Below are 21,082 nucleotides of genomic sequence, written 5' to 3'. Positions count from 1 at the left end.
CGTAGCGTCATTCGCATCGCGCGACCTTCCGGGAAACGCGGCACGGCGTTTATCGGATCGGTGACGACTGGATGGTTGCCACCTCCTCCGCCGCCGCGCCGGCGCGACACTGGCGATGTGACAGGGATGAGCCGCATGGGCGACGACGTTGAACGGCCTTCGTGACCGCAGGGTCCCGTTGACCGCCGCCGGGGTCGGCGCGGTGGTCCTCGCGGCGGCCCTGCTGGTCGAAATGCCCTCCACGGCCCTCGCCGCGATCGCGGGAGTGGCCGCCGGTCTCACGGCGGCCGTCTCCCTGGGCGTCGCCGCGTTCCGCGTCACGCCGCGCTCGGGGCGCCGCTCGGCCGCGTGGCGCTGGCTGGCCGCCGGCGCGGTCACCTGGCTGGCCGGGGTCGGCATGCGCCCGGTGGTGGAGGGCACGCCGTTCGCGGTCACCTTCGCCGACCTGCTGCTGCTCGTGGGCACCGTGCTGCTCGCCATCGGCTGCGGCCTCACCGTCCGCCGGCAGGCCTACGGCGGCTCGCTGCTGCACTACGCGACGAACGCCTATGTCAGCGGCGCGTCGCTGTTCGCGATCCTGTGGGTCGCGCTGCTCGGCCCGGCGTACGCGCGGGCCGAGGAGCCGATCACCCTCGTCTTACCCGTGATCTGCCTGTTCGCGACCTGCGCCGTCGCCCCGGCCGTGCTGTCCGCGCGGCCCGCCGGGCGGGGGGTCGGCCTCGCGGCCCTGGCGGTGCTCGCCGCGACCACCGTGGCCGAGGTGGCGACGGCGATCGGCCGGCTCACCGCGGCGGGCGGCGACGCCCCCGCCGTCACCGGCGTGCTGGCGCCGGCCGCCCTGCTCATGCTCGCCGCGGCCCCGTGGGCCTGCCGCGACCACGCCGCGCCCTCCCGGCCCGCCGCCACGGCCGTGCTCGACGTCGTGCCGCTGGCGCTGGCCGCCGTGGCGACCGCCGTGCTGGTCGTGCGGGTGCTCGCCGGCAGCCCCGACCCGTCGGTCGGCGTGCTGCCGATCGTGGTGGGCTCCACCGTGCTCGTGCTGCTCGCCAAGGTGCTCGTGCTCGCGCTGGAGTCCGCGGGCATGCGCGGCACGCTGGAGTCCGGCGAGCGGCGCCTCATCGAGCTCGCCGAGAACGCCGGCGACGTCGTCCTGGTGCTCGACCCCGACGGCGTGGTCCGCGAGATGGGCGCCGGCGTCGAGGCCATGTACGGCTACCGGCCGCAGGAGCTGGTCGGCCGCTCGATCTTCGACTACGTCCACTCCGAGGACGCCCCCGCCGTCCAGACCGCCCTGCGGGCGATGGCGGCCGAGGACGAGCCGTCGGCGGGCGGTCAGAGCGTCTGCCGCATGTCCTGCCGGGTGCGCGCGGCCGACGGCACCTGGCGGCCCGCCGAGTCCGTCGCCACCCGTCACCCCCGCGAGGGCGACGAAGACCTGGTGCTGATCTCCACGCGCGACGTCAGCGACCAGGTGGCGCTGCGCAACGAGGTCGCGCACCTGACCTTCCACGACGGCGTCACGGGGCTGCCCAACCGGTCGTACTTCGAGGAGCGCACCCGCGAGGTGCTGGCCCGCAGGGGCGCCGGGCACACGGCGGTCGTCTTCGTCGACCTCGACGGCTTCACCGGCGTCAACGACTCGGTGGGCCACGCCGGCGGCGACTACCTGCTCAGCCAGGCCGCCCGGCGGCTGCGCGCCGCCGTCCGCGCCGACGACACCCTGGCGCGCTGGGGCGGCGACGAGTTCGCCGTGCTGATGGAGTCCGGCGGCTCGGCCGGGGCGGGCGGCTCCGGCGGCTCGGGCGCGACGGACGCCCAGTCGGCGATCGACCTCGCCGAGCGGCTGGTCCGCGCGGTGTCGGCCGAGCCGTTCCGCGTCGCCGACCGCGACATCGCGCTCACCGCCAGCGTCGGCGTCGCGTTCGCCGAGGACGGCGTGCCCTCGGCCGACCTGATCCGCAACGCCGACGTCGCGACCACCCGCGCCAAGGAGCTGGGCGGGCGCAGGGTCGAGGTGTTCGCCGCGCACATGCACGCCGACGTCGTCCGCCGCCTGGAGCTCGCCGCCGACCTGCAGCGCGCGCTGCTCGCCGGCCAGTTCGCGGTGGAGTACCAGCCGGTCGTCGACCTGGCGACCTCGCGGGTGACGGCGGTGGAGGCCCTGGTGCGCTGGTGGCGCGGCGGCACGTTCGTCCCGCCCCGGCAGTTCCTCGGCGCCGCCGAGGACACCGGCCTGATCGTGCCGCTGAGCGAGTGGATCCTGCGGGAGGCCTGCCGCGAGGTCGCCGCCTGGCGGGCGTCGTCCTGGGAGATCGGGCTGTCGCTCAACCTGTCGAGCCGCCAGATCACCGCGCCCCGCTTCGTGGAGACCGTCGAGCAGGCCCTGGCCGAGAGCGGCCTGCCGGCCGGCGCCCTCACCCTTGAGGTGATCGAGGAGATGCTCGTCGAGGACGCCGAGGAGATCATCGAACGGCTCGCGCGGCTGCGCGCCCTCGGCGTGCGGCTGGCGATCGACGACTTCGGCACCGGCTACGCCTCGCTGGCCTTGCTGCGGCAGCTCCCCGTCGACATCATCAAGATCGACCCCTCCTTCGTGGACGGGCTGGGACGCGACGAGACGCTGACGCTGCTCACCCGCACGATCGTGCGGCTCGGCCACGACCTCGGCCTCATCGTGGTGGCCGAGGGCATCGAGCGGCCCGAGCAGCTCGAGCTGCTGCGCGAGATGGGCTGCACCCGCGGCCAGGGCTACCTGGTGGCCCGGCCGATGGCGGCCAGGGGAGTCGACTCCCTCATGCGCACCAGCCTGTCGCCGCTGTCGCCTTTGCAGAACACCGCCTGAACGGCCGGCGGCCGGGCGTTCGCGCCACGCCGTTCCCGCCTGTCCGTAACCGGGCGCGCCCACCGGCCGGAAAACAAAGCGGTCCATATCCTGAGACATGTGTCCGGGGATTTGACACCCCGGTCCCGGGAGGGGCTATCGTTGCGGCATGCATATCACTGGGGACACTCCTGCCGGGCTCGGTCGAGCCCTGCTCGAGGTAGTACTTCGCCGGCGCGCAGGGCGCTGACGAAGACTCCCCGACCTGCGCGCAGCCCCAGCACCGCCTTCACGGCGGGCGGGGCCTTTTTTATGGCCACACCCAGCTCAGTTACGCAAGGAACGAGCCGATGACCGAAGAGATGACAGGTGCACAGGCCCTCGTCAGGGCGTTGGAGCAGGTCGGGGCCGACACGGTGTTCGGGATCCCGGGGGGCGCCATCCTGCCCGCCTACGACCCGCTCTACGACTCCACCAAGGTCAGGCACGTGCTCGTACGCCACGAGCAGGGCGCCGGCCACGCCGCCGAGGGGTACGCGCAGGCCACCGGGCGCGTGGGGGTCTGCATGGCCACCAGCGGCCCCGGCGCCACCAACCTGGTGACCGCCATCGCCGACGCCTACATGGACTCGGTCCCCATGGTGGCGATCACCGGCCAGGTCGTGTCGCCGCTCATCGGCACCGACGCCTTCCAGGAAGCCGACATCTGCGGCATCACCATGCCGATCACCAAGCACAACTTCCTGGTCACCGACGCCGCCGACATCCCCCGCACCATCGCCGAGGCGTTCCACATCGCCGCCACCGGCCGTCCCGGCCCGGTGCTCGTCGACATCTCCAAGGACGCCCTCCAGGCGACCATGAAGTTCGTCTGGCCCACGCCGATGCGCCTGCCGGGCTACCGCCCGGTCACCCGGCCGCACTCCAAGCAGATCAGGGAGGCCGCGCGGCTGATGGCCGAGGCCAAGCGGCCGGTGCTCTACGTCGGCGGCGGCGTCCACAAGGCGCGCGCGTCGGCCGAGCTGGCCGAGCTCGCCGAGCTGACCGGCATCCCGGTCGTGACCACGCTGACGGCCCGGGGCACCTTCCCCGACAGCCACCCCCAGCACCTCGGCATGCCCGGCATGCACGGCACCGTGGCCGCGGTCGGCGCCCTGCAGCGCAGCGATCTGATCATCGCGCTGGGCACCCGCTTCGACGACCGCGTCACCGGCAGGCTCGACACCTTCGCCCCGCACGCGAAGATCATCCACGCCGACGTCGACCCGGCGGAGATCTCCAAGAACCGCCACGCCGACGTCCCCATCGTGGGCGACTGCCGCGACGTGCTGACCGAGCTGGTCGCGGTGGTCAAGAACGAGCGGGCCGAGGGCCGCGCCGGCGACTACGCCGCCTGGTGGGCGATCCTCGACGGCTACCGCGACACCTACCCCCTGGGGTACGACGAGGCCGAGGACGGCTCGCTGAGCCCGCAGTACGTCATCCAGCGCATCGGCCAGATCGTCGGCCCGGACGCCGTCTACCTGGCGGGCGTCGGGCAGCACCAGATGTGGGCCTCGCAGTTCATCAAGTACGAGAAGCCCGGCACGTTCATCAACTCCGGCGGCGCGGGCACCATGGGCTTCGCCGTCCCGGCCGCGCTGGGCGCCAAGATGGGCCTGCCGGACGCCGAGGTCTGGGCCATCGACGGCGACGGCTGCTTCCAGATGACCAACCAGGAGCTGGCCACCTGCGCCATCGAGGGCGTGCCCATCAAGGTCGCCGTCATCAACAACGGTAACCTCGGCATGGTCAGGCAGTGGCAGACGCTCTTCTACAACGAGCGCTACTCCAACACCGACCTGCAGTCCGTCCGCCGCATCCCCGACTTCGTCAAGCTGGCGGAGGCGTACGGTTGTGTGGGCCTGCGGTGCGACCGCCCCGAGGACGTCGAGGCGACCATCCGCAAGGCCATGGAGATCAACGACGTCCCCGTGGTGATCGACTTCGTCGTCAACAAGGACGCGATGGTGTGGCCCATGGTCGCGGCCGGCACCGGCAACGACGACATCAAGATCGCGCGGGACATGGCCCCCGTGTGGGACAACGAGGAGCAGGAATCATGAGCCGCCACACGCTGTCGGTCCTCGTCGAGAACAAGCCCGGAGTCCTCGCCCGGGTGGCCGCGCTCTTCAGCCGGCGGGGCTTCAACATCGACTCGCTGGCCGTCGGGCCGACCGAGCACGACGACGTCTCGCGCATGACGATCGTCGTCAGCGTCGCCGAGCTGCCGCTGGAGCAGGTCACCAAGCAGCTCAACAAGCTGGTCAACGTCATCAAGATCGTCGAGCTCGACCCGGCGCAGTCGGTGCAGCGCGAGCTGACGCTGATCAAGGTCAGGGCCGACGCCGAGAACCGCTCGCACGTGCTCGAGCTGGTGCAGCTCTTCCGCGCCCGCTGCGTGGACGTCGCGACCGACGCGGTGACCATCGAGGTCACCGGGACACCGGACAAGCTGGGCGCCTTCATCAGGGTGCTGGAGCCGTTCGGCATCAAGGAGCTCGTCCAGTCGGGCATGGTGGCCATCGGCCGCGGCGCCCGTTCCATCACCGACCGCTCGCTCCGGGCCCTCGACCGCAGCGCGTGACCCGTACGACGCGCCGGGGCGAGGGCGTACGAACCCATGAAAGGCAATCGCAGTGACTGAGATCTTCTACGACGACGAAGCCGACCTCTCGATCATCCAGGGGCGGCACGTGGCCGTGCTGGGGTACGGCAGCCAGGGTCACGCCCACGCGCTGTCGCTGCGCGACTCCGGCGTGGACGTCCGCGTCGGCCTGCCCGAGGGCTCCAAGAGCCGCGAGAAGGCCGAGAACGACGGACTGCGCGTCGTCGGCCCGGGCGAGGCGGCCGAGGAGGCCGACCTCGTCATGATCCTCGCGCCCGACCACATCCAGCGCCACCTGTACGCCGAGCACGTCGCGCCCAACCTCGTCGAGGGGGACGCCCTGTTCTTCGGGCACGGGCTCAACATCCGCTACGGCCTGATCGAGGCGCCCGAGGGCGTCGACGTCGCCATGGTGGCGCCCAAGGGCCCGGGCCACCTGGTGCGCCGCCAGTTCACGGCCGGCCGCGGCGTGCCCTGCCTGGTCGCCGTCGAGCAGGACTCCAGCGGCGGCGCCTGGCCGCTGGTGCTGTCGTACGCCAAGGGCATCGGCGGCACCCGCGCCGGCGCGCTGAAGACGACCTTCACCGAGGAGACCGAGACCGACCTGTTCGGCGAGCAGGCCGTGCTGTGCGGCGGCGTGTCCGAGCTGATCAAGACCGGCTTCGAGACGCTGATCGAGGCCGGCTACCAGCCGGAGGTCGCCTACTTCGAGTGCCTGCACGAGATGAAGCTCATCGTCGACCTCATGTACGAGGGCGGCATCTCCAAGATGTACTGGTCGGTCTCCGACACCGCCGAGTACGGCGGCTACACCCGGGGCCCGCGCGTCGTCACCTCCGAGACCAAGAAGGAGATGCAGCGCATCCTCGAAGAGGTGAAGTCGGGGCAGTTCGCCCGCGAGCTGGTCGAGGAGTTCGACGGCGGCCAGGGCGACTTCCGCAAGTACCGCGAGGAGCTGGCCGAGCACCCCATCGAGAAGACCGGCGCCAAGCTGCGCCCGATGATGAGCTGGCTCAAGGACAAGTAGCCGGCGGCACCGCACGGGCGCCTCGCGGGGGATCCTCGCGGGGCGCCCGTGCGGCTTTCAGCACCGCGCGGGCTCTCGTGCGGCGTTCAGCACTGTGCGGGCTTGATCCAGGAGCATTCGAGGTCGCCGGCGCCGGCGTTCTCGGCCACCTTGCTCCGCGGCGCGACCGCGGCGTCCACCGGGGTGTCCCTGTCGAACTTCGCGAGCCTGACCGCGATGGCGTCCTCCAGGTTCTTGGGGGAGGACGACAGGTAGTTGTTGAGCAGGATGGAGAACACCAGGGCCTCGCCCTCGGCGCTGGTCACGTAACCCGACAGGCCCGAGACGCTGGTGAGCGAGCCGGTCTTGGCGTGCACGTTGCCGGCCGCCGGGGTGCCGGCCATGCGGTTGCGCAGCGTCCCGCCGACGAACCGCTCCGAGCGGCCGGCGATCGGCATGGCGTCGTACCAGGTTTGGAACCACGGCTTGGCGCGCAGGGCGATGAGGAACTCGGTGAGCTCGCCCGGCGTCACCGCGTCGAGCCGCGACAGGCCCGAGCCGTCGCGCAGCCGCACCGTGTCGACGCCGTTGGCGCCGGCGAAGGCCAGCACGGCGGCCAGCCCGGCGTCCCAGGTGCCCTGGCCGGACACCTTCCGGCCCATCGCCTTGGTGAGGATCTCGGCGTGCACGTTGTTGCTGAGCTTCATGAACGGCACCAGCAGCTCGCTCAGCGGCATCGACCGCCGGTCGGCCACGCCCGTCGCGGCGGCGGGCGTCGCGCCCCTGCCGGTGGGCCCGAGGACGCGTACCCCGTGCCCGGCGAGGGCCCGGCGGAACAGCGAGGCCGCGTAGCCGGTGGGGTCGTCGACGGCCAGCCACTCGGAGTACTCCGAGGCCACCGTGCCGGTGATCAGCACCCGGTTGGTGCCGTGGACGCGGGTCACCGTCACGTCGGTCGCCGTGCCGGTGGTGGCGCGGTTGTCGATCTTGACGTAGTCGGTCTCCGGCGTGGTGGTGACCTTGACCGGGGCGCCCGGCGCGTCGCCGGGGGCCACGGTGACGATGACCGAGCCGGCGTCGTAGTCGGTGTCGGGGGCGGCGGTCAGCGCCGACACCTGGGCCGCGTAGTAGTACGGCTCGTCGTCCTGCGCCCAGTCGGTGCCGAGGCGCACGTCGTCGAACCAGGTGTCGTCGGCGACCAGCCTGCCGGTGACCAGCTTGACGCCGGAGGCGGCCACCTTGGCGGCGAGCGCGTCGTAGTCGGCGGCCAGCATGGTCGGGTCGCCGGTGCCCTTGAGGTACAGGTCGCCGGCGAGGGTGGAACCCACCCGCTTACCCGACCTCAGGACGCTCGTGGTGAAGCGGTGATCGAGCCCCAGCGTCTCCACGGCGGCCGCGGAGGTGAGCAGCTTGGTGTTGGAGGCGGGGACGAAGATCTTGCCGCTGTCCTGCGCGTAGAGCTGTTCGCCGGTGGCGGCGCTCTTGACCACCACGCCCGCGCGGGCGACGGTCAGGCGCGCGTCGGAGAGGATCTGGTCGAGATCGGCCACGAGATCGGCGACCCCGGGGGCCGGGTCGGCGGCGCCGGCCGGGGCCACCGACCCGGGCGCCCACAACAGCGAGAGGGTGAGGACTCCGGCCGTCAGCAGGCCGGTCGGGCGTCGGGGCATCCGCACGTGGTCCTCCAGAGGTTGACGGCTCGCATCATGCCGCGATCATCGGGAACCCGTACGCAGAGCGCAATACGGAAATGTACTGATATTTCGCGGTACTGAGGAGGGCCGTGCGGCTACTGCGGGACGGAGACGAGGAAGGCGCACTCGCCGAACGAGATCTCGTCGCCGATGCGGACCCGCGCCGGGCCCACCAGACGCCAGCCGTTCACCCGGGTGCCGTTGAGCGAGCCGAGGTCGACCAGCACCCAGGACTCGCGGTCGCGGCGCAGCTCGGCGTGCACACGCGACACCGTGAGGTCGGTGAGCACCAGATCGCACTCGGAGCCGCGGCCGACCACGTACCGCGTGCGGTTGTCGCCGGGCAGCGCCAGCCGGGGCAGGCGCGGGCGCCGCCACGCGCTCTCGACGCGCGTGGTGAGGTCGGAGACCGACGAGACCGCCTCGGTCAGCCTGCGGCGCCACCCCCGCTTCGCGGGCAGGTCGGAGACCAGGTCGTCCAGTTCGCCGCGGCTGCGGGCGCGCAGCGCGCGGTCGACCCGTCCCAGGAAGGTGTCGTGCGAGATCTGCCCGTCGACGGCGTGATCGCGGAGCTCGTTGATCGCGCGATCGCGGTCTCCGTCCGAGGCGCGCACAGGCGGGTGCGTCGAGCTCATCCCTTGAGTATCGGGTCGGCGGCGGCGAGGTGTCCAGATTATGGCGCCCGCGGTTCCCGGCGATCCCGGTCATTCCGGGCAGGCGCCGGGGTCACGCCCGCTCGTCCTGTGACGCCTGCTCCAGGTGGACGGCGGTGAGGTTGTACTTCAGCGTCATGAGGACGCCGGTGAGCGCGATGAAGGCCGGGACGAGCGTGAGCGAGATCACGATGGCGATCAGCGCGCTGCCGGGCTGGGTGACCGGGTTCTCCGGGTCGGAGGCGATGAACCCTCCGACGGCCAGCACCCCGCCGACCACGAGCGCCCCGAGTGCCAGGACGGCGTTCTCCACGGCGGTCCACAGCCCGGTGAAGACGCCGCCCCTGCGCCGGCCGCTCACCGCGGAGTCGTGGGCGATCACGTCGGCCAGCATGGAGAACTGCAGGAGCTGCAGCCCGGCGTACCCCACGCCGACGACCAGGATGCACAGGTGGGAGTACAGGGCCCCGAACACCGGGGTGAGCACGTTCAGCAGCGCGCCGGTGAGGAAGAGGGCCCCCGCGAGCAGCATCGCGCCGCGTTTGTCCATCTTGCGTGCCAGCCACACCCACAGCGGCATGGTCGCCAGCATCGGGCCCACCAGGGCGGCGAACAGGGTGCTGGTGGCCGAGGGCGTGTTCAGCGTGTAGGCCGCGAAGTAGGGCGCGCCGGCCAGCATGACGCCGGCGGCGAGGTTCTGCGCGCTGGACAGGCCCAGCAGCCACAGGAACGGGCGGCTGGCCCTGGCCGCGGCGAGCTGGGTCCGCAGCGACCCCTCGGGCTCGGTGCTGCCGACCAGCGGGGCGCGGGCCGTCCCGAAGAACGAGGCGAGCATCGCGGCGAGCAGGATGACCGCGAAGATGATCCCCATCTGCCGGTAGCCCTCGCGGGAGTCGGCGGCGATGGCCGGCGCGATGATGCCGCTGAGCGCGATGGCCAGCGAGATGAAGATCATCCGCCACTGGAGCAGCGACGTCCGCTCGTGGTAGCCGCGGGTCATCTCCGCCGGCATGGCCTTGTACGGCACCTCGTACAGCGCGTACCCGCTCGCGGCGATGAGGAAGAACACGCCGACGTACAGGGCGGCGGCCGGGCCGGTGAGCGGCGGGCCGGCGAAGGTCAGCGCGAAGCCGGCCGGCAGCACGAGCGCTCCGGCGAGCAGCCACGGGCGCCGGGGGCCCCAGCGGGAGACCGTGCGGTCGGACCACTGGCCCACCAGCGGGTTGAGCAGGAGATCCCATGCCTTCGGCGCGAAGACCACCACGCCCGCCAGCCACGCCGGGACGGCCAGGATGTTGGTCATGTAGAACAACAGCAGCAGGCCGGGGATGGTGCTGAACGTCGCCGTGCAGAACGAGCCGACCCCGTAGCCGAGGCGCACGCCCCGGGTCACGGCCGAAGCCTGGGGCGCTCGCGTCGAGGGGATCATTGCGTCATTACAGCCGAGTGGGCGGGCGGTGGCCAGACCTAATCGTCAGCCTCGTCGGCGGCCGGTCGCCGCGCCGCGCTCAGCTGTCGGACACGTCGGCGCACACGACGTGCGCGCCCAGCTCGATCATGCGGCGTTCGGTGTTGGCGTCGGCGACGCGGGCCATGAGCACCGGCGCCTCGCTGGCGGCGAGCTGGGGCAGCCGTGCCCTGACCATGCGGTGCAGGTCTCTGACGATGTCCTCGGCCGACCGCGTGTGCACCTTGACGTGCAGCATGATGCCCGAGGAGCCCGACACGGTGCGGGCCTCGGAGATCCAGACGTGGTGCACGAGCGGGAAGTCGCGCAGCAGCTCTGAGATCGCCACGCGCAGCGCGGGCAGTATCGGATGGCCGCAGCGCTTGTACCCGGGGTCGACCTGCTGCATCGGGCCCGACAGGTGGGGCCGGGGCGCGGGGATCCACGGCATCGCCGGCGCCTCGTGGGCGCTCTGGGGGATGGCGGCGGTCAGGGTCTCGTTCCGGCCGAGCGGCGAGGGCGGCACGGTGGTGCGGGAGACGGTGGCCATGGCGCCGGTCGCGTAGGCCGTCGGCGAGGCGCTCGACAGGGCCGGCGCGTGCTGCGTGCTGCGGGTGGAGTTGAGGTAACGCTGGAGGTCCTCGATGGGGACGGCCGCGGCGGCGGGCCCGGCGGCGTCGATGACGATCTCGCGCACGCCGGTGACGCGCTGGATGTCGAGGATGATGTCGGCGTCGCAGGCCGACAGGGAGTGGTTGCCGCGGTGGCGCGCGTAGGTGTGCGCGCTGGTGTAGCCGAGGAGGACCCGCTCGCCGGCCTGCGTCGTGCCCAGCACGACTGACCGGTCGGGTCGCACCGCGACCAGGATGCCCCACTCGGCGAGGGCCGCAAGAAGCCGGTGCGGGCTGCCGTGCTGCGCGAGCACTTCTCCGAGAGCGGGGTTCCCGATGCTCATACGAGACACGATAGGTAGTGAGACACAGCTTATCAGCCTAATCGTCAAGAAATGTTGTGATCAATACCAAGATGGCGGCCTTGGGGTGGGATCTAGTGTAGATGGGTAACCGCGAGCCGTCGTCTCGAATGGTGAGCGCTCGTGAGTCGTTTCACAAGCCCCGATACACTCGGTGCCTGTCCGTGCATCCGCACTTCCCGAAGGACCACCAGTGAACAAGCCCGTCGTCTTGGTCGCAGAGGAGCTCTCCGAAGCAGGTCTCGCCGTGCTCGGCGCGGACTTCGAGGTCCGTCACACCGACGGCGCCGATCGATCCAGTCTCCTGCCGGCGCTCGCCGAGGCGGACGCGCTGATCGTTCGCAGCGCCACCCAGGTGGACTCCGAGGCGCTGTCGCACGCCCCCCGCCTGCGCGTGGTCGCGCGGGCCGGCGTCGGGCTCGACAACGTCGACGTCGGGGCCGCCACCAAGGCCGGCGTCATGGTCGTCAACGCGCCGACCTCCAACATCGTCAGCGCGGCCGAGCACACCGTCGCCCTCATCCTCGCCAGCGCGCGCAACGTGGCCCAGGGCCACTCCGCCCTGAAGGGCGGGGAGTGGAAGCGGTCCAAGTACACCGGCATCGAACTGGACGAGAAGGTGGTGGGCGTCCTCGGCCTGGGCCGCATCGGCCAGCTCGTGGCCCAGCGCCTGGCGCCGTTCGGCGTGGAGCTCATCGCCTACGACCCCTACCTGCAGCCGGCGCGCGCCGCGCAGATGGGCGTCCGCCTGCTCTCCCTGGAGGAGGTGCTGGAGCAGGCCGACTTCATCACGGTGCACCTGCCGAAGTCCAAGGAGACCCTCGGGCTCATCGGCGACCGCGAGCTGCACATCGTCAAGCCGTCGGTGCGCATCATCAACGTCGCCCGCGGCGGCATCGTCGACGAGGCCGCCCTCTACACCGCGATCAAGGAGGGCAGGGTCGCCGGCGCCGGCATCGACGTGTTCTCCAAGGAGCCCTGCACCGACAGCCCGCTGTTCGAGCTCGACAGCGTCGTGGTCACCCCGCACCTGGGCGCCTCCACCCACGAGGCGCAGGAGAAGGCCGGCACGCAGGTGGCCCGCAGCGTCAAGCTGGCGCTGGCCGGCGAGTTCGTGCCCGACGCCGTCAACGTCCAGGGCGGCGCCGTCGCCGAGGACGTCAAGCCCGGCCTGCCGCTGGCCGAGAAGCTCGGCCGGGTCTTCACCGCCCTGGCCGGGGAGGTCGCCACGCGGCTGGACGTCGAGATCCGCGGCGAGATCGCCGCCCACGACGTGCGCGTGCTGGAGCTGGCCGCGCTCAAGGGCGTGTTCACCGACGTGGTGGAGGACGCCGTCACCTACGTCAACGCGCCGCTGCTCGCCAAGGACCGCGGGGTCACCGTCGAGCTGGTCACCAGCGAGGAGAGCCCCGACTGGCGCAACGTGGTCACCGTGCGCGGCGTGCTGGCCGACGGCCGCACGGTCTCGGTGTCGGGCACGCTGTCGGGCCCGCGCCAGGTCACCAAGATCGTCGAGGTGAACGGCTTCCCGATGGAGATCGAGCCCACCGACCACCTGGCGTTCTTCAACTACGTCGACCGGCCCGGCATCGTCGGCATCGTGGGCCGCATCCTCGGCGAGCGCGAGGTCAACATCGCGTCCATGCAGGTCTCCCGGGACGCCAAGGGCGGTGAGGCGCTCATCGCGCTCACCGTCGACTCCGCCATCCCGGCCGACGTCGTCGACCAGATCGCCGCCGAGATCGGCGCCGAGGGCGGCCGCACCGTCGACCTCACCGACTGACCGCTCCGCGTCACGCGTACGACCAGGAAGCCCGTCCCAGTGGACGGGCTTCCTGCGGTTCCGGGCCCGGACGACTCATCTCAGATAGCGAGATACTAGGTCGTCCTACAAGACATCTTCGCTACCTGCGGGTAACGTGTGGGAGGACGACGTGCCAGGTTCACGTACTCGTCACCTGCCGCTGCGGGGCCCGACCAGGGCCGGCCACCCGCCGCGGAACGCGCGTCGGCCGCCGAGCCCGTTCGATCCGCGACCCGGATCACGTGGCGGAGCCCCAGGCCCGGATTCTCGATCGGAGTCCGTTCCACGCCACCATCGCGCGATCGTCCGTCGCGCGCCGTCGAGCGAACGAGACCTTGCCATGTATGACATGTATCCCTGGAACCGTCCCGAAGAGCCACGTCACGAGGACGAGGCGCCCGAGCCCGTGCAGGTCGCCCTCGACCGCCGCGACAACGGCGGCGCCCCCGACCAGTGATAGGGGGGTCCGGATCGTGAGATGTGGTGTTCATCAACCGAGACGGGCCTGTAAGGTACGAGCATGCGGGATTCCCAGAGCATCCGTCTTGCCGTCATTCCCGGAGACGGTATCGGCAGCGAGGTGGTCGCCGAGGGGCTGAAGGTCCTCGACGCCGTGGGCCTCAAGGCCGAGACCGCCACCTATGATCTCGGCGCCGCCCGGTACCACGCCACCGGCGAGACGCTGCCCGACGAGGTGCTCGCCGAGCTCGGCGGCTACGACGCCATCCTGCTCGGCGCCGTCGGCGACCCCAGCGTCCCGCCCGGCGTGCTGGAGCGCGACCTCCTGCTCAAGCTGCGCTTCACGCTCGACCACTACGTCAACCTCCGCCCGGTGAAGCTCTTCCCCGGCGTGCGCACCCCGCTCGCCGCCTCAGGCCCCGGCGACATCGACATGATCGTCGTTCGCGAGGGCACCGAGGGGCCGTACGCCGGCGCCGGCGGCGTCATGCGCCGCGGCACCCCGCAGGAGATCGCCACCCAGGAGAGCTTCAACACCGCCTTCGGGGTGGAGCGGGTCGTGCGCTACGCCTTCGACAAGGCCATGGCCCGGCCGCGCAGGAAGCTCACCCTGGTGCACAAGACCAACGTGCTCACCTTCGCCGGCGACCTGTGGGCGCGTGTCGTCGAGCGGGTCTCCGCCGAGTACCCCGAGGTCACCACCGACTACTGCCACGTCGACGCCGCCTCGATGTTCTTCGTCACCCAGCCGCAGCGGTTCGACGTCGTCGTCACCGACAACCTCTTCGGCGACATCCTCACCGACATCGGCGCGGCCATCGCCGGCGGCATCGGCCTGGCCGCCAGCGGCAACATCAACCCCTCGCCGGTGGGCTCGCCGTACTGGGCGCCGAGCATGTTCGAGCCGGTGCACGGCAGCGCCCCCGACATCGCCGGGCAGGGCAAGGCCGACCCCACGGCCACCATCCTGTCCGTCGCCATGATGCTCGACCACCTCGGCATGGCCGACGAGGCGGCCCGCATCGAGCGCGCCGTCGCCGACGACCTGGCCGGTCGCGAGGTGGCCGGCGCGAGCCGGGTCACCCGAGAGATCGGCGACGACATCGCCGGCCGAGTATCCGGCTGAGAGGCCGCCCACGCCGACCGACGCGCATGGCGGCCCTGACCGGGGCGCCGTGCGCGTTTCGCGTTCCCGGGGTCGTGCGGCACCCTAACCGCTCCGTACGGGCACTCCCAGATGTCCAGATGATGCAGTAGTTTCCCGTTACCTGGTCCGTCGCAGAATGGATGCAGGCGAGACCACGAAGAGTAGAGAAGGAACCTTCGACATGACCACCGCTCAGCAGCTCAGCTATGACGTGCAGCTCACCGGCACCGCTCGCACTCCGGCCGAGCGCGAGCAGGTGTTCGCCGATCCCGGGTTCGGCCAGCACTTCACCGACCACATGATCTCCGTCGACTGGACCGAGGGGCGGGGCTGGCACGACGCCCGCCTCATGCCGTACGGGCCGCTGACCCTCGACCCGGCCACGTCGGTCTTCCATTACGCCCAGGAGCTGTTCGAGGGCATGAAGGCCTACCGGCAGACGAGCGGGTCGATCGTCTGCTTCCGGCCGTACGCCAACGCCACGCGGTTCAACCGGTCGGCCGTCCGCATGGCCATGCCCGAGCTGCCCGAGGACGCCTTCGTCGAGTCGCTGGAGCTGCTCGTCCAGACCGACCGCGAGTGGGTGCCCAGGGCCGAGGGCCAAAGCCTCTACCTGCGCCCCTTCATGATCGCGACGCAGCCGGCGCTGGGCGTCAACTACCCCTCGCGCACCTACAAGTACATGGTCATCGCCTCGCCCGCCGGGGCGTACTTCGCGGGCGGCGTCAAGCCGGTCTCGGTCTGGCTGTCGCGCGACTACACCCGCGCCGCGCCCGGCGGCACCGGCTTCGCCAAGTGCGGCGGCAACTACGCCGCGGCGTTCGTCGCCCAGCGCCAGGCCGTCGAGAACGGCTGCGACCAGGTCGTCTGGCTGGACGCCTTCGAGCACCGCTACGTCGAGGAGATGGGCGGGATGAACCTGTTCTTCGTCTTCGGCGACCGCCTGCTCACCCCCGCCCTGACCGGCACCCTGCTGGGCGGCATCACCCGCGACTCGCTGCTCACCCTCGCCGCCGACCTCGGCCTGACGGCCGAGGAGGGCAGGATCTCGATCGAGGAGTGGCGGGCCGGCTGCGAGTCGGGCGAGCTCACCGAGGTCTTCGCCTGCGGAACGGCCGCGGTGATCACGCCGGTCGGCTCGGTCAAGGGCGTCGACGGCGGGTGGACGGTCGGCGACGGCACCCCCGGCGCGCTCACCATGCGCCTGCGTGAGGAGCTGATGGGCATCCAGTACGGCACCCGCCCCGACCCGCACGACTGGATCCACAAGATCTGCTAGGACCCTCCGCCGCCCATGTCCTCCCGCTGGGCGGGCGGGCCGGTGAGCATCCACAGACAGGACCCCCGCCCCCTGGGCGCTCGTGAGGGCGCCCCGGGGTGGCGGCCGCCGGCCCTGGTGCCGGCCGGCTCGGGCCGATCAGTGCTTGCGCACGAACGTGAGGCCGTCGGCGATCGGCAGGATCGTGCTGGTCGCCCGGCTGTCGGCCAGCACCAGGTCGTTGAACTCGCGCATCAGCGCCGCCTCGCCGTCGGTGTAGTCGGCGACGCTGCCGTGCCGCAGCGTGTTGTCCACCAGGATGATCCCGCCGGGGGCCAGCCGCGACATGACGGCCTCGTAGTAGACCGGGTAGCCCGCCTTGTCGGCGTCGATGAACGCCAGGTCGATCTCCGGGCGCACCGGGAAGCTCGTCAGGGTCTCGGCCGCCGGGCCGATGCGCAGCTCCACCAGGTGGGCGACGTCCGCCTTCTCCCAGTACTTGCGGGCGATGGACGTCCACTCCTCGCTGACGTCGAAACACGTCAGCCTGCCGCCCTCCGGGAGCCCCCGGGCGATGCAGATCGACGAGTAGCCGGTGAACGTGCCCACCTCCACGGCGTTCCTGGCGCCGCTGATGCGGGTGATCATCGTGAGGAAGGTGCCCTGCTCGGGGGAGATCTGCATGACCGCGCTGTCGTCGGTGACGGCGACGGTCTCCTCGGCGAGCTCCCTGAGCACGGTGTCGGGCGGTGTCGTGTGGCCCTGGATGTACTCGGCGACACCGGGATTGATGAACGAGAAAGCCTTCATGGCCGCCATTCTCACCGTCCCGGGGCCCGGCCACCACGTCATCGCGGCATGTCGCGCCTAGGGGGACCCCAGTTCTCGCCACACGTTCCGTCTCGGATGGTGGGAGCGATGTGCCACATGCTGGCGCGATGTGGCACACTGAGCGCACCATGTTCTCTCGTCTGCACATTATCGGCAGGCGCGCCGGCTGAGTTAGGGAACCCACCGGCGCGCAGACCTCTCACGTCCGTGAGGGGTCTTTTTGTTTGGGCCTGGGTTCCGGCCCGAGTGGCCGTGCCCCGCGCGGCGAACGGAAAGCACCCCGACCTCCGAAGGAGAGGGCCACGATGGCTGACGACCGCTTCCACGTGTACGACACCACGCTCCGTGACGGCGCCCAACAAGAGGGGCTGTCCCTCAGCGTCGTCGACAAGCTCGCCATCGCCCGGCACCTCGACGGCATGGGCGTGGGCTTCATCGAGGGGGGCTGGCCGGGCGCCAACCCCAAGGACACCGAATTCTTCCGGCGGGCTCGAACAGAGCTCGACCTGAGGCACGCGCAGCTCGCCGCGTTCGGCGCGACCCGCCGAGCCGGTGTGCGGGCGGCCGACGACCCATTGGTCGCCGCTCTGCGCGAATCCGGCGCGCCGGTCGTGACCCTTGTCGCCAAGAGTCACGACCGGCACGTCGAACTGGCGCTGCGCACCACCCTGGCCGAGAACCTCGCGATGATCCGCGACACCGTCTCCCACCTGGCCGGGGAGGGGCAGCGCGTCTTCCTCGACGCCGAGCACTTCTTCGACGGTTACAAGTCCAACCCGGCCTACGCCCTGGAGGTCCTGCTCGTCGCGGCCGAGGCCGGCGCCGACGTCGTCGCGCTGTGCGACACCAACGGCGGCATGCTGCCGGACGAGCTGGCCGAGGTCGTCCAGAAGGCCGTCGGCACCGGCGCCCGCGTCGGCATCCACTGCCACGACGACACCGGCTGTGCGGTGGCCAACTCCCTGGCCGCCGTCCAGGCGGGCGCCACCCACGTCCAGGGCTGCGCCAACGGGTACGGCGAGCGGTCGGGCAACGCCAACCTGTTCACCGTCGTCGCCAACCTCCAGCTCAAGCGGGGCTTCGAGCTGGTGCCGACCGAGTCGCTGTCCGACATGACGCGCATCGCGCACGCGATCAGCGAGGTCACCAACGTCACGCCCAACTCCCACCAGCCCTACGTCGGCGTCTCGGCCTTCGCCCACAAGGCCGGCCTGCACGCCAGCGCGATCAAGGTCGACCCCAACCTCTACCAGCACATCGACCCGGCCGAGGTCGGCAACGACATGCGCATGCTGGTCTCCGACATGGCCGGCCGCGCGTCGGTCGAGCTGAAGGGCAAGGAGCTGGGCTACGCCCTGACCGCCGCCCAGTCGCGCGAGCTGATCGACCGGGTGAAGGAGCTGGAGTCCAGCGGGCACACCTTCGAGGCCGCCGACGCCTCCTTCGAGCTGCTGCTGCGCGACACGGTCACCGGCGAGCGCCGGCGGCACTTCACCGTCGAGTCGTGGCGGGTGATCGTCGAGCGGCGCCCCAGCGGGGACGTCGTCAGCGAGGCCACGGTGAAGCTGCTCACCAAGGAGGAGCGCATCGTCGCCACCGGCGAGGGCAACGGCCCGGTCAACGCGCTCGACCGCGCCGTCCGGCTCGCGCTGGAGAAGCTGTACCCCGAGCTGGCGTCGGTCGAGCTGATCGACTTCAAGGTGCGCATCCTGGAGGGCACGCACGGAAGCGGCGCGGTGACCCGCGTCCTGATCACCTCCAGCGACGCCACCGGCGAGTGGGCCACGGTCGGCGTCGACGAGAACATCATCGAGGCCTCCTGGCAGGCGCTGGAGCAGGCCGTCACCTACGGCCTCCTGCGCGCCGGCCACGGCACCTGACCCCTCTGGCCCCCGGCCTCGCTGCCCCCTTCTGCGGCGGGTCCGACGTTCCGGTAACCTCGCCGCTCGTGCGGGACGAGGTGTACGTGGGGCGCGCGGACGCGGACGCGGCGGGTGACCGAGGCTGGCTGCTCGGCCACTTCAAGCCGCCCGGCGACGTCCGGCACAGCGACGAGGTGGAGATCAAGTGGGGCGTGCACCAGCGCGGCGACGAGCGGGCGCGGTGGGTCGTGGGGGAGAAGCGCAAGGCGCTGCTCATCCTGATCAGCGGCCGCTTCCGCGTGGAGCTGCCCGGCCGCAGCGTCCTGCTGGCCGAGCGCGGCGACTACGTGGTGTGGGGTCAGGGCGTCGACCACTCCTGGTACGCCGAGGAGGAGTCGGTGGTGCTCACCGTCCGCTGGCCCTCCGTCCCCGGCTACGCCGTCTCCCCGCCGGATCCGGAGTGACCGCTCTCGGCCGGCCCGCCTCGGGGCGGCCTGCCCGTCACCTGGCCGCATTTCGCACCGGCTGATGACGGGCCGCTACGGCGGGGCCGCTACGACAGGGTTCCGGAGGCGGAGGCGCGGAAGGAGACGCTGCCGTCGGCGGTCTTGGCCGTGACTCGGGTGCCCGAGCAGGTGACGTCCGGGTCGCCCGTGCCGGGGACGACGATGGTGAGCAGGGACTTCGCGGCGGGGGAGACGACCACCGACGCGGGCACCTTGCGCATGTAGGACGGGGAGATCCAGCCCTGGTACGGGTTGGTCTTGCCGCGCACGACCGCCTGGCCGCCGACCGGCTTGCACGAGGGCATCGCGAGCTGCACGACCGTGGCCTTCCACCCGTCGCGGTCCTTCACGACGATCCGGCCGCCGCTGGTGGAGGTCGGCGACAGGTCGGGGTCCAGGTGCCAGTAGCTGCGTGCCCTGTTGCCCGACGGCACGGTGTCCAGGACGGCCATGAGGTCGTCGCCGTGGCTGACCAGAACCGAGCGGGTGCGGCTGACGCCGTAGGCCTTGTCGGTGAACTTGTACGCCTGCCGGTCGCTCTTGACCGAGGAGTGCGTCAGCGCCGTGGCCGTCCGGGCGCGGAACGGCTTGCCGACGACGACCGGCACGTTGTGCGCCTCCGGCGACATCGTCCAGTAGCGGTAGGCGGTGTTCTCGTAGGAGTGGAAGCCCGCCTCCACCAGCACGTCGCGCCCCTGCGCGGCGTAGGTGACGCCGAGGTGGTCCTCGTGCCCGTGGTACTTCAGCCCGGGCCCGAAGCGGATCGAGTAGTACGCCGACTCGGGCTCGTCCCACTCGGTGCGCCCGAAGACATACCCCGCCTTGAAGATCTGGACCTTCTTGGCGGGGTGCTCGTACCCGGAGGGCCTGACGTCGGCGGCGCCGTCGCCGATCGGCACCATGAAGCCGTCGGGCTTGGTGGCGTGGGTGATGTAGCCCGCCAGCGACTCCCAGCGCTTGGTGATCTCCGACGGCACCTTCCGGCCGCAGTCCTCGATCGACTCCATGGCGACCTTGAGCCGCTCGCGCACGTACACGCCGTACCGGGGCGCCTGCTCCAGCAGCGCGCCCTGCGAGTCGACGCCGAGCTTCACCGTCCCGGTCATGCGCCGGACGGCGAGCGACGCCCACTCCTTGCGGGCGGTGCGGCAGCCGATGCGCAGCAGCGCGATGTCCTGGTCGAGGCCGTGGTTGTGGCCCTTCTGGTACAGCCTCGGGTCGGCCAGCACCTTCCCGTGGTCCACCAGGCTGCCCGTGAGCCAGGACGCCTTGACGTGCTTGCTCAGGCAGACGAGCACCGGCGCGCGCAGCGCGATCGGGTGCTCGTCCCAGGCGTACCGGCTCGCCCGCGAGCTGCCGCGCGGGTTGCTCGCCACCCAGCTCTTGATCAGCTCGGTGGCGCGGGCCAGGTACTTCTCCTCACCGGACGTCTCGTAGTCGGCCACCAGCCTGCCGACCCACCGCAGCGACGAGAACACCATGTCCCAGGACCGGTTCTTGTATGGACTCCACCGCCAGTCGATCTTCTTACCGATCTTCACCGGCGCGAGGTCGAGGAACTGCACCTCCCCCGACATCACCTGCGCCGAGGTAGGCGTAGCGGGAATCCAGTCCCCCTGACACTCAGCCGTCCGCTTGGCCGCCCCCTCAAGGGCCGTCCGCTTGGCCGCTCCCTCAAGAGCACCAGCGGGCGCCGCCTGAGTAGCGACCACCCCGCCAGCCAACAGAACCGACAAGACACAACCGAGCAACCGAGTCCGGCGACGCACGCCAGTTCCTCCTAGACCAAGGTGTAAGACCCGAATGCTCTCCAAACCCCACCAGACCGGTCAAGCCACCCAACCCCCCAGAGTCACATCGTTAACAACCAGTTGCCCACCCACCGCCCCCGCCCCGTCCCACCGCTCTCCTAAGAGTCGCCCCGCCGCCACCCTGCGGGGCGTTCCGCTGCCTCTCCCGGTCCCGTTCCGCTGC

14 protein-coding genes and 1 pseudogene are annotated in these 21,082 nt (G+C 71.3%); 9 read left to right on the top strand and 6 right to left on the bottom strand.

The annotated features are described in order from the left end of the window. Window positions 1-148 precede the first annotated feature (148 nt). From PYR91_RS19615 to ilvC, 4 genes and pseudogenes are all read left to right on the top strand, one after another. Window positions 149-2,842: an EAL domain-containing protein gene (locus PYR91_RS19615; protein WP_347943312.1), complete on the top strand. Its 2,694-nt coding sequence runs from the start codon at window positions 149-151 to the stop codon at window positions 2,840-2,842. Between the two features lie 326 nt (window positions 2,843-3,168). Continuing rightward, window positions 3,169-4,926: pseudogene (locus PYR91_RS19610) on the top strand (acetolactate synthase large subunit); the annotation flags it as partial. Continuing rightward, the gene (gene ilvN, locus PYR91_RS19605) at window positions 4,923-5,447 is read left to right on the top strand and encodes an acetolactate synthase small subunit (RefSeq protein ID WP_279781481.1); all 525 of its coding nucleotides are present in this window, start codon (window positions 4,923-4,925) and stop codon (window positions 5,445-5,447) included. The pseudogene PYR91_RS19610 and the gene ilvN, both read left to right, overlap by 4 nt. A 61-nt stretch (window positions 5,448-5,508) precedes the next feature. Then, window positions 5,509-6,495 (top strand): ketol-acid reductoisomerase, encoded by a 987-nt coding sequence (ilvC, locus tag PYR91_RS19600; RefSeq protein WP_279781781.1) that lies wholly within the window; start codon window positions 5,509-5,511, stop codon window positions 6,493-6,495. An 86-nt stretch (window positions 6,496-6,581) separates the two neighbouring features. Here the strand turns inward: ilvC and dacB are convergent, their stop codons facing one another. From dacB to PYR91_RS19580, 4 genes are all read right to left on the bottom strand, one after another. Next, window positions 6,582-8,144 carry a D-alanyl-D-alanine carboxypeptidase/D-alanyl-D-alanine-endopeptidase gene (dacB, locus tag PYR91_RS19595; protein WP_279781479.1) on the bottom strand — a complete coding sequence of 521 codons (1,563 nt, stop codon included), beginning with the start codon at window positions 8,142-8,144 and terminating at the stop codon, window positions 6,582-6,584. 119 nt (window positions 8,145-8,263) lie between these two features. Then, on the bottom strand, window positions 8,264-8,803 hold the full coding sequence (locus PYR91_RS19590; protein ID WP_279781477.1) for a DUF1707 and FHA domain-containing protein: 540 nt from the start codon (window positions 8,801-8,803) through the stop codon (window positions 8,264-8,266). Between the two features lie 91 nt (window positions 8,804-8,894). Next, window positions 8,895-10,214, bottom strand: coding sequence for an MFS transporter (locus PYR91_RS19585; protein ID WP_279781476.1), 1,320 nt, complete (start codon window positions 10,212-10,214; stop codon window positions 8,895-8,897). 115 nt (window positions 10,215-10,329) lie between these two features. Continuing rightward, window positions 10,330-11,223 carry a hypothetical protein gene (locus PYR91_RS19580; RefSeq protein WP_279781474.1) on the bottom strand — a complete coding sequence of 298 codons (894 nt, stop codon included), beginning with the start codon at window positions 11,221-11,223 and terminating at the stop codon, window positions 10,330-10,332. Window positions 11,224-11,434: 211 nt separating this feature from the next. On the opposite strand from PYR91_RS19580, the gene serA reads away from it, so the two are divergent. The 3 genes from serA (at window position 11,435) to PYR91_RS19565 (ending at window position 15,930) form a co-directional block, all read left to right on the top strand. Beyond that, window positions 11,435-13,024 (top strand): phosphoglycerate dehydrogenase, encoded by a 1,590-nt coding sequence (serA, locus tag PYR91_RS19575; RefSeq protein ID WP_279781472.1) that lies wholly within the window; start codon window positions 11,435-11,437, stop codon window positions 13,022-13,024. Window positions 13,025-13,565: 541 nt separating this feature from the next. After that, window positions 13,566-14,630 (top strand): 3-isopropylmalate dehydrogenase, encoded by a 1,065-nt coding sequence (locus PYR91_RS19570; protein ID WP_279781470.1) that lies wholly within the window; start codon window positions 13,566-13,568, stop codon window positions 14,628-14,630. A gap of 202 nt (window positions 14,631-14,832) precedes the next feature. Then, window positions 14,833-15,930, top strand: coding sequence for a branched-chain amino acid aminotransferase (locus tag PYR91_RS19565; protein WP_279781468.1), 1,098 nt, complete (start codon window positions 14,833-14,835; stop codon window positions 15,928-15,930). Between the two features lie 138 nt (window positions 15,931-16,068). On the opposite strand, the gene PYR91_RS19560 is transcribed toward PYR91_RS19565, so the two are convergent. After that, window positions 16,069-16,719 carry an O-methyltransferase gene (locus PYR91_RS19560; protein ID WP_279781466.1) on the bottom strand — a complete coding sequence of 217 codons (651 nt, stop codon included), beginning with the start codon at window positions 16,717-16,719 and terminating at the stop codon, window positions 16,069-16,071. A gap of 326 nt (window positions 16,720-17,045) precedes the next feature. Between PYR91_RS19560 and cimA the strand changes: the two genes are divergently transcribed. Both cimA and PYR91_RS19550 read left to right on the top strand, forming a co-directional pair. Beyond that, window positions 17,046-18,620 carry a citramalate synthase gene (gene cimA, locus PYR91_RS19555; protein ID WP_279781465.1) on the top strand — a complete coding sequence of 525 codons (1,575 nt, stop codon included), beginning with the start codon at window positions 17,046-17,048 and terminating at the stop codon, window positions 18,618-18,620. 68 nt (window positions 18,621-18,688) lie between these two features. Further along, complete coding sequence (locus tag PYR91_RS19550; RefSeq protein ID WP_279781462.1) at window positions 18,689-19,066, top strand: signal peptidase I; 378 nt, start codon at window positions 18,689-18,691, stop codon at window positions 19,064-19,066. A gap of 89 nt (window positions 19,067-19,155) precedes the next feature. On the opposite strand, the gene PYR91_RS19545 is transcribed toward PYR91_RS19550, so the two are convergent. Beyond that, window positions 19,156-20,685, bottom strand: coding sequence for a heparinase II/III family protein (locus PYR91_RS19545; RefSeq protein ID WP_279781779.1), 1,530 nt, complete (start codon window positions 20,683-20,685; stop codon window positions 19,156-19,158). Window positions 20,686-21,082 lie beyond the last annotated feature (397 nt).

This window comes from Sphaerisporangium sp. TRM90804 (genome assembly GCF_029846175.1).
Lineage (GTDB): Bacteria > Actinomycetota > Actinomycetes > Streptosporangiales > Streptosporangiaceae > Sphaerisporangium.
The sequence above is the reverse complement of the archived record's forward strand: the minus strand, read 5'-3'. Positions and strand labels throughout refer to the sequence as shown.

Bases quoted from the DNA above. Each gene is read 5' to 3' on its own strand.
- ilvN (WP_279781481.1), top strand. From the start codon at position 4,923: ATGAGCCGCCACACGCTGTCGGTCCTCGTCGAGAACAAGCCCGGAGTC.
- dacB (WP_279781479.1), bottom strand. From the start codon at position 8,144: ATGCCCCGACGCCCGACCGGCCTGCTGACGGCCGGAGTCCTCACCCTC.
- PYR91_RS19590 (WP_279781477.1), bottom strand. From the start codon at position 8,803: ATGAGCTCGACGCACCCGCCTGTGCGCGCCTCGGACGGAGACCGCGAT.
- PYR91_RS19580 (WP_279781474.1), bottom strand. From the start codon at position 11,223: ATGAGCATCGGGAACCCCGCTCTCGGAGAAGTGCTCGCGCAGCACGGC.
- PYR91_RS19570 (WP_279781470.1), top strand. From the start codon at position 13,566: ATGCGGGATTCCCAGAGCATCCGTCTTGCCGTCATTCCCGGAGACGGT.
- PYR91_RS19565 (WP_279781468.1), top strand. From the start codon at position 14,833: ATGACCACCGCTCAGCAGCTCAGCTATGACGTGCAGCTCACCGGCACC.
- PYR91_RS19560 (WP_279781466.1), bottom strand. From the start codon at position 16,719: ATGAAGGCTTTCTCGTTCATCAATCCCGGTGTCGCCGAGTACATCCAG.
- cimA (WP_279781465.1), top strand. From the start codon at position 17,046: ATGGCTGACGACCGCTTCCACGTGTACGACACCACGCTCCGTGACGGC.
- PYR91_RS19545 (WP_279781779.1), bottom strand. From the start codon at position 20,685: ATGTCGGGGGAGGTGCAGTTCCTCGACCTCGCGCCGGTGAAGATCGGT.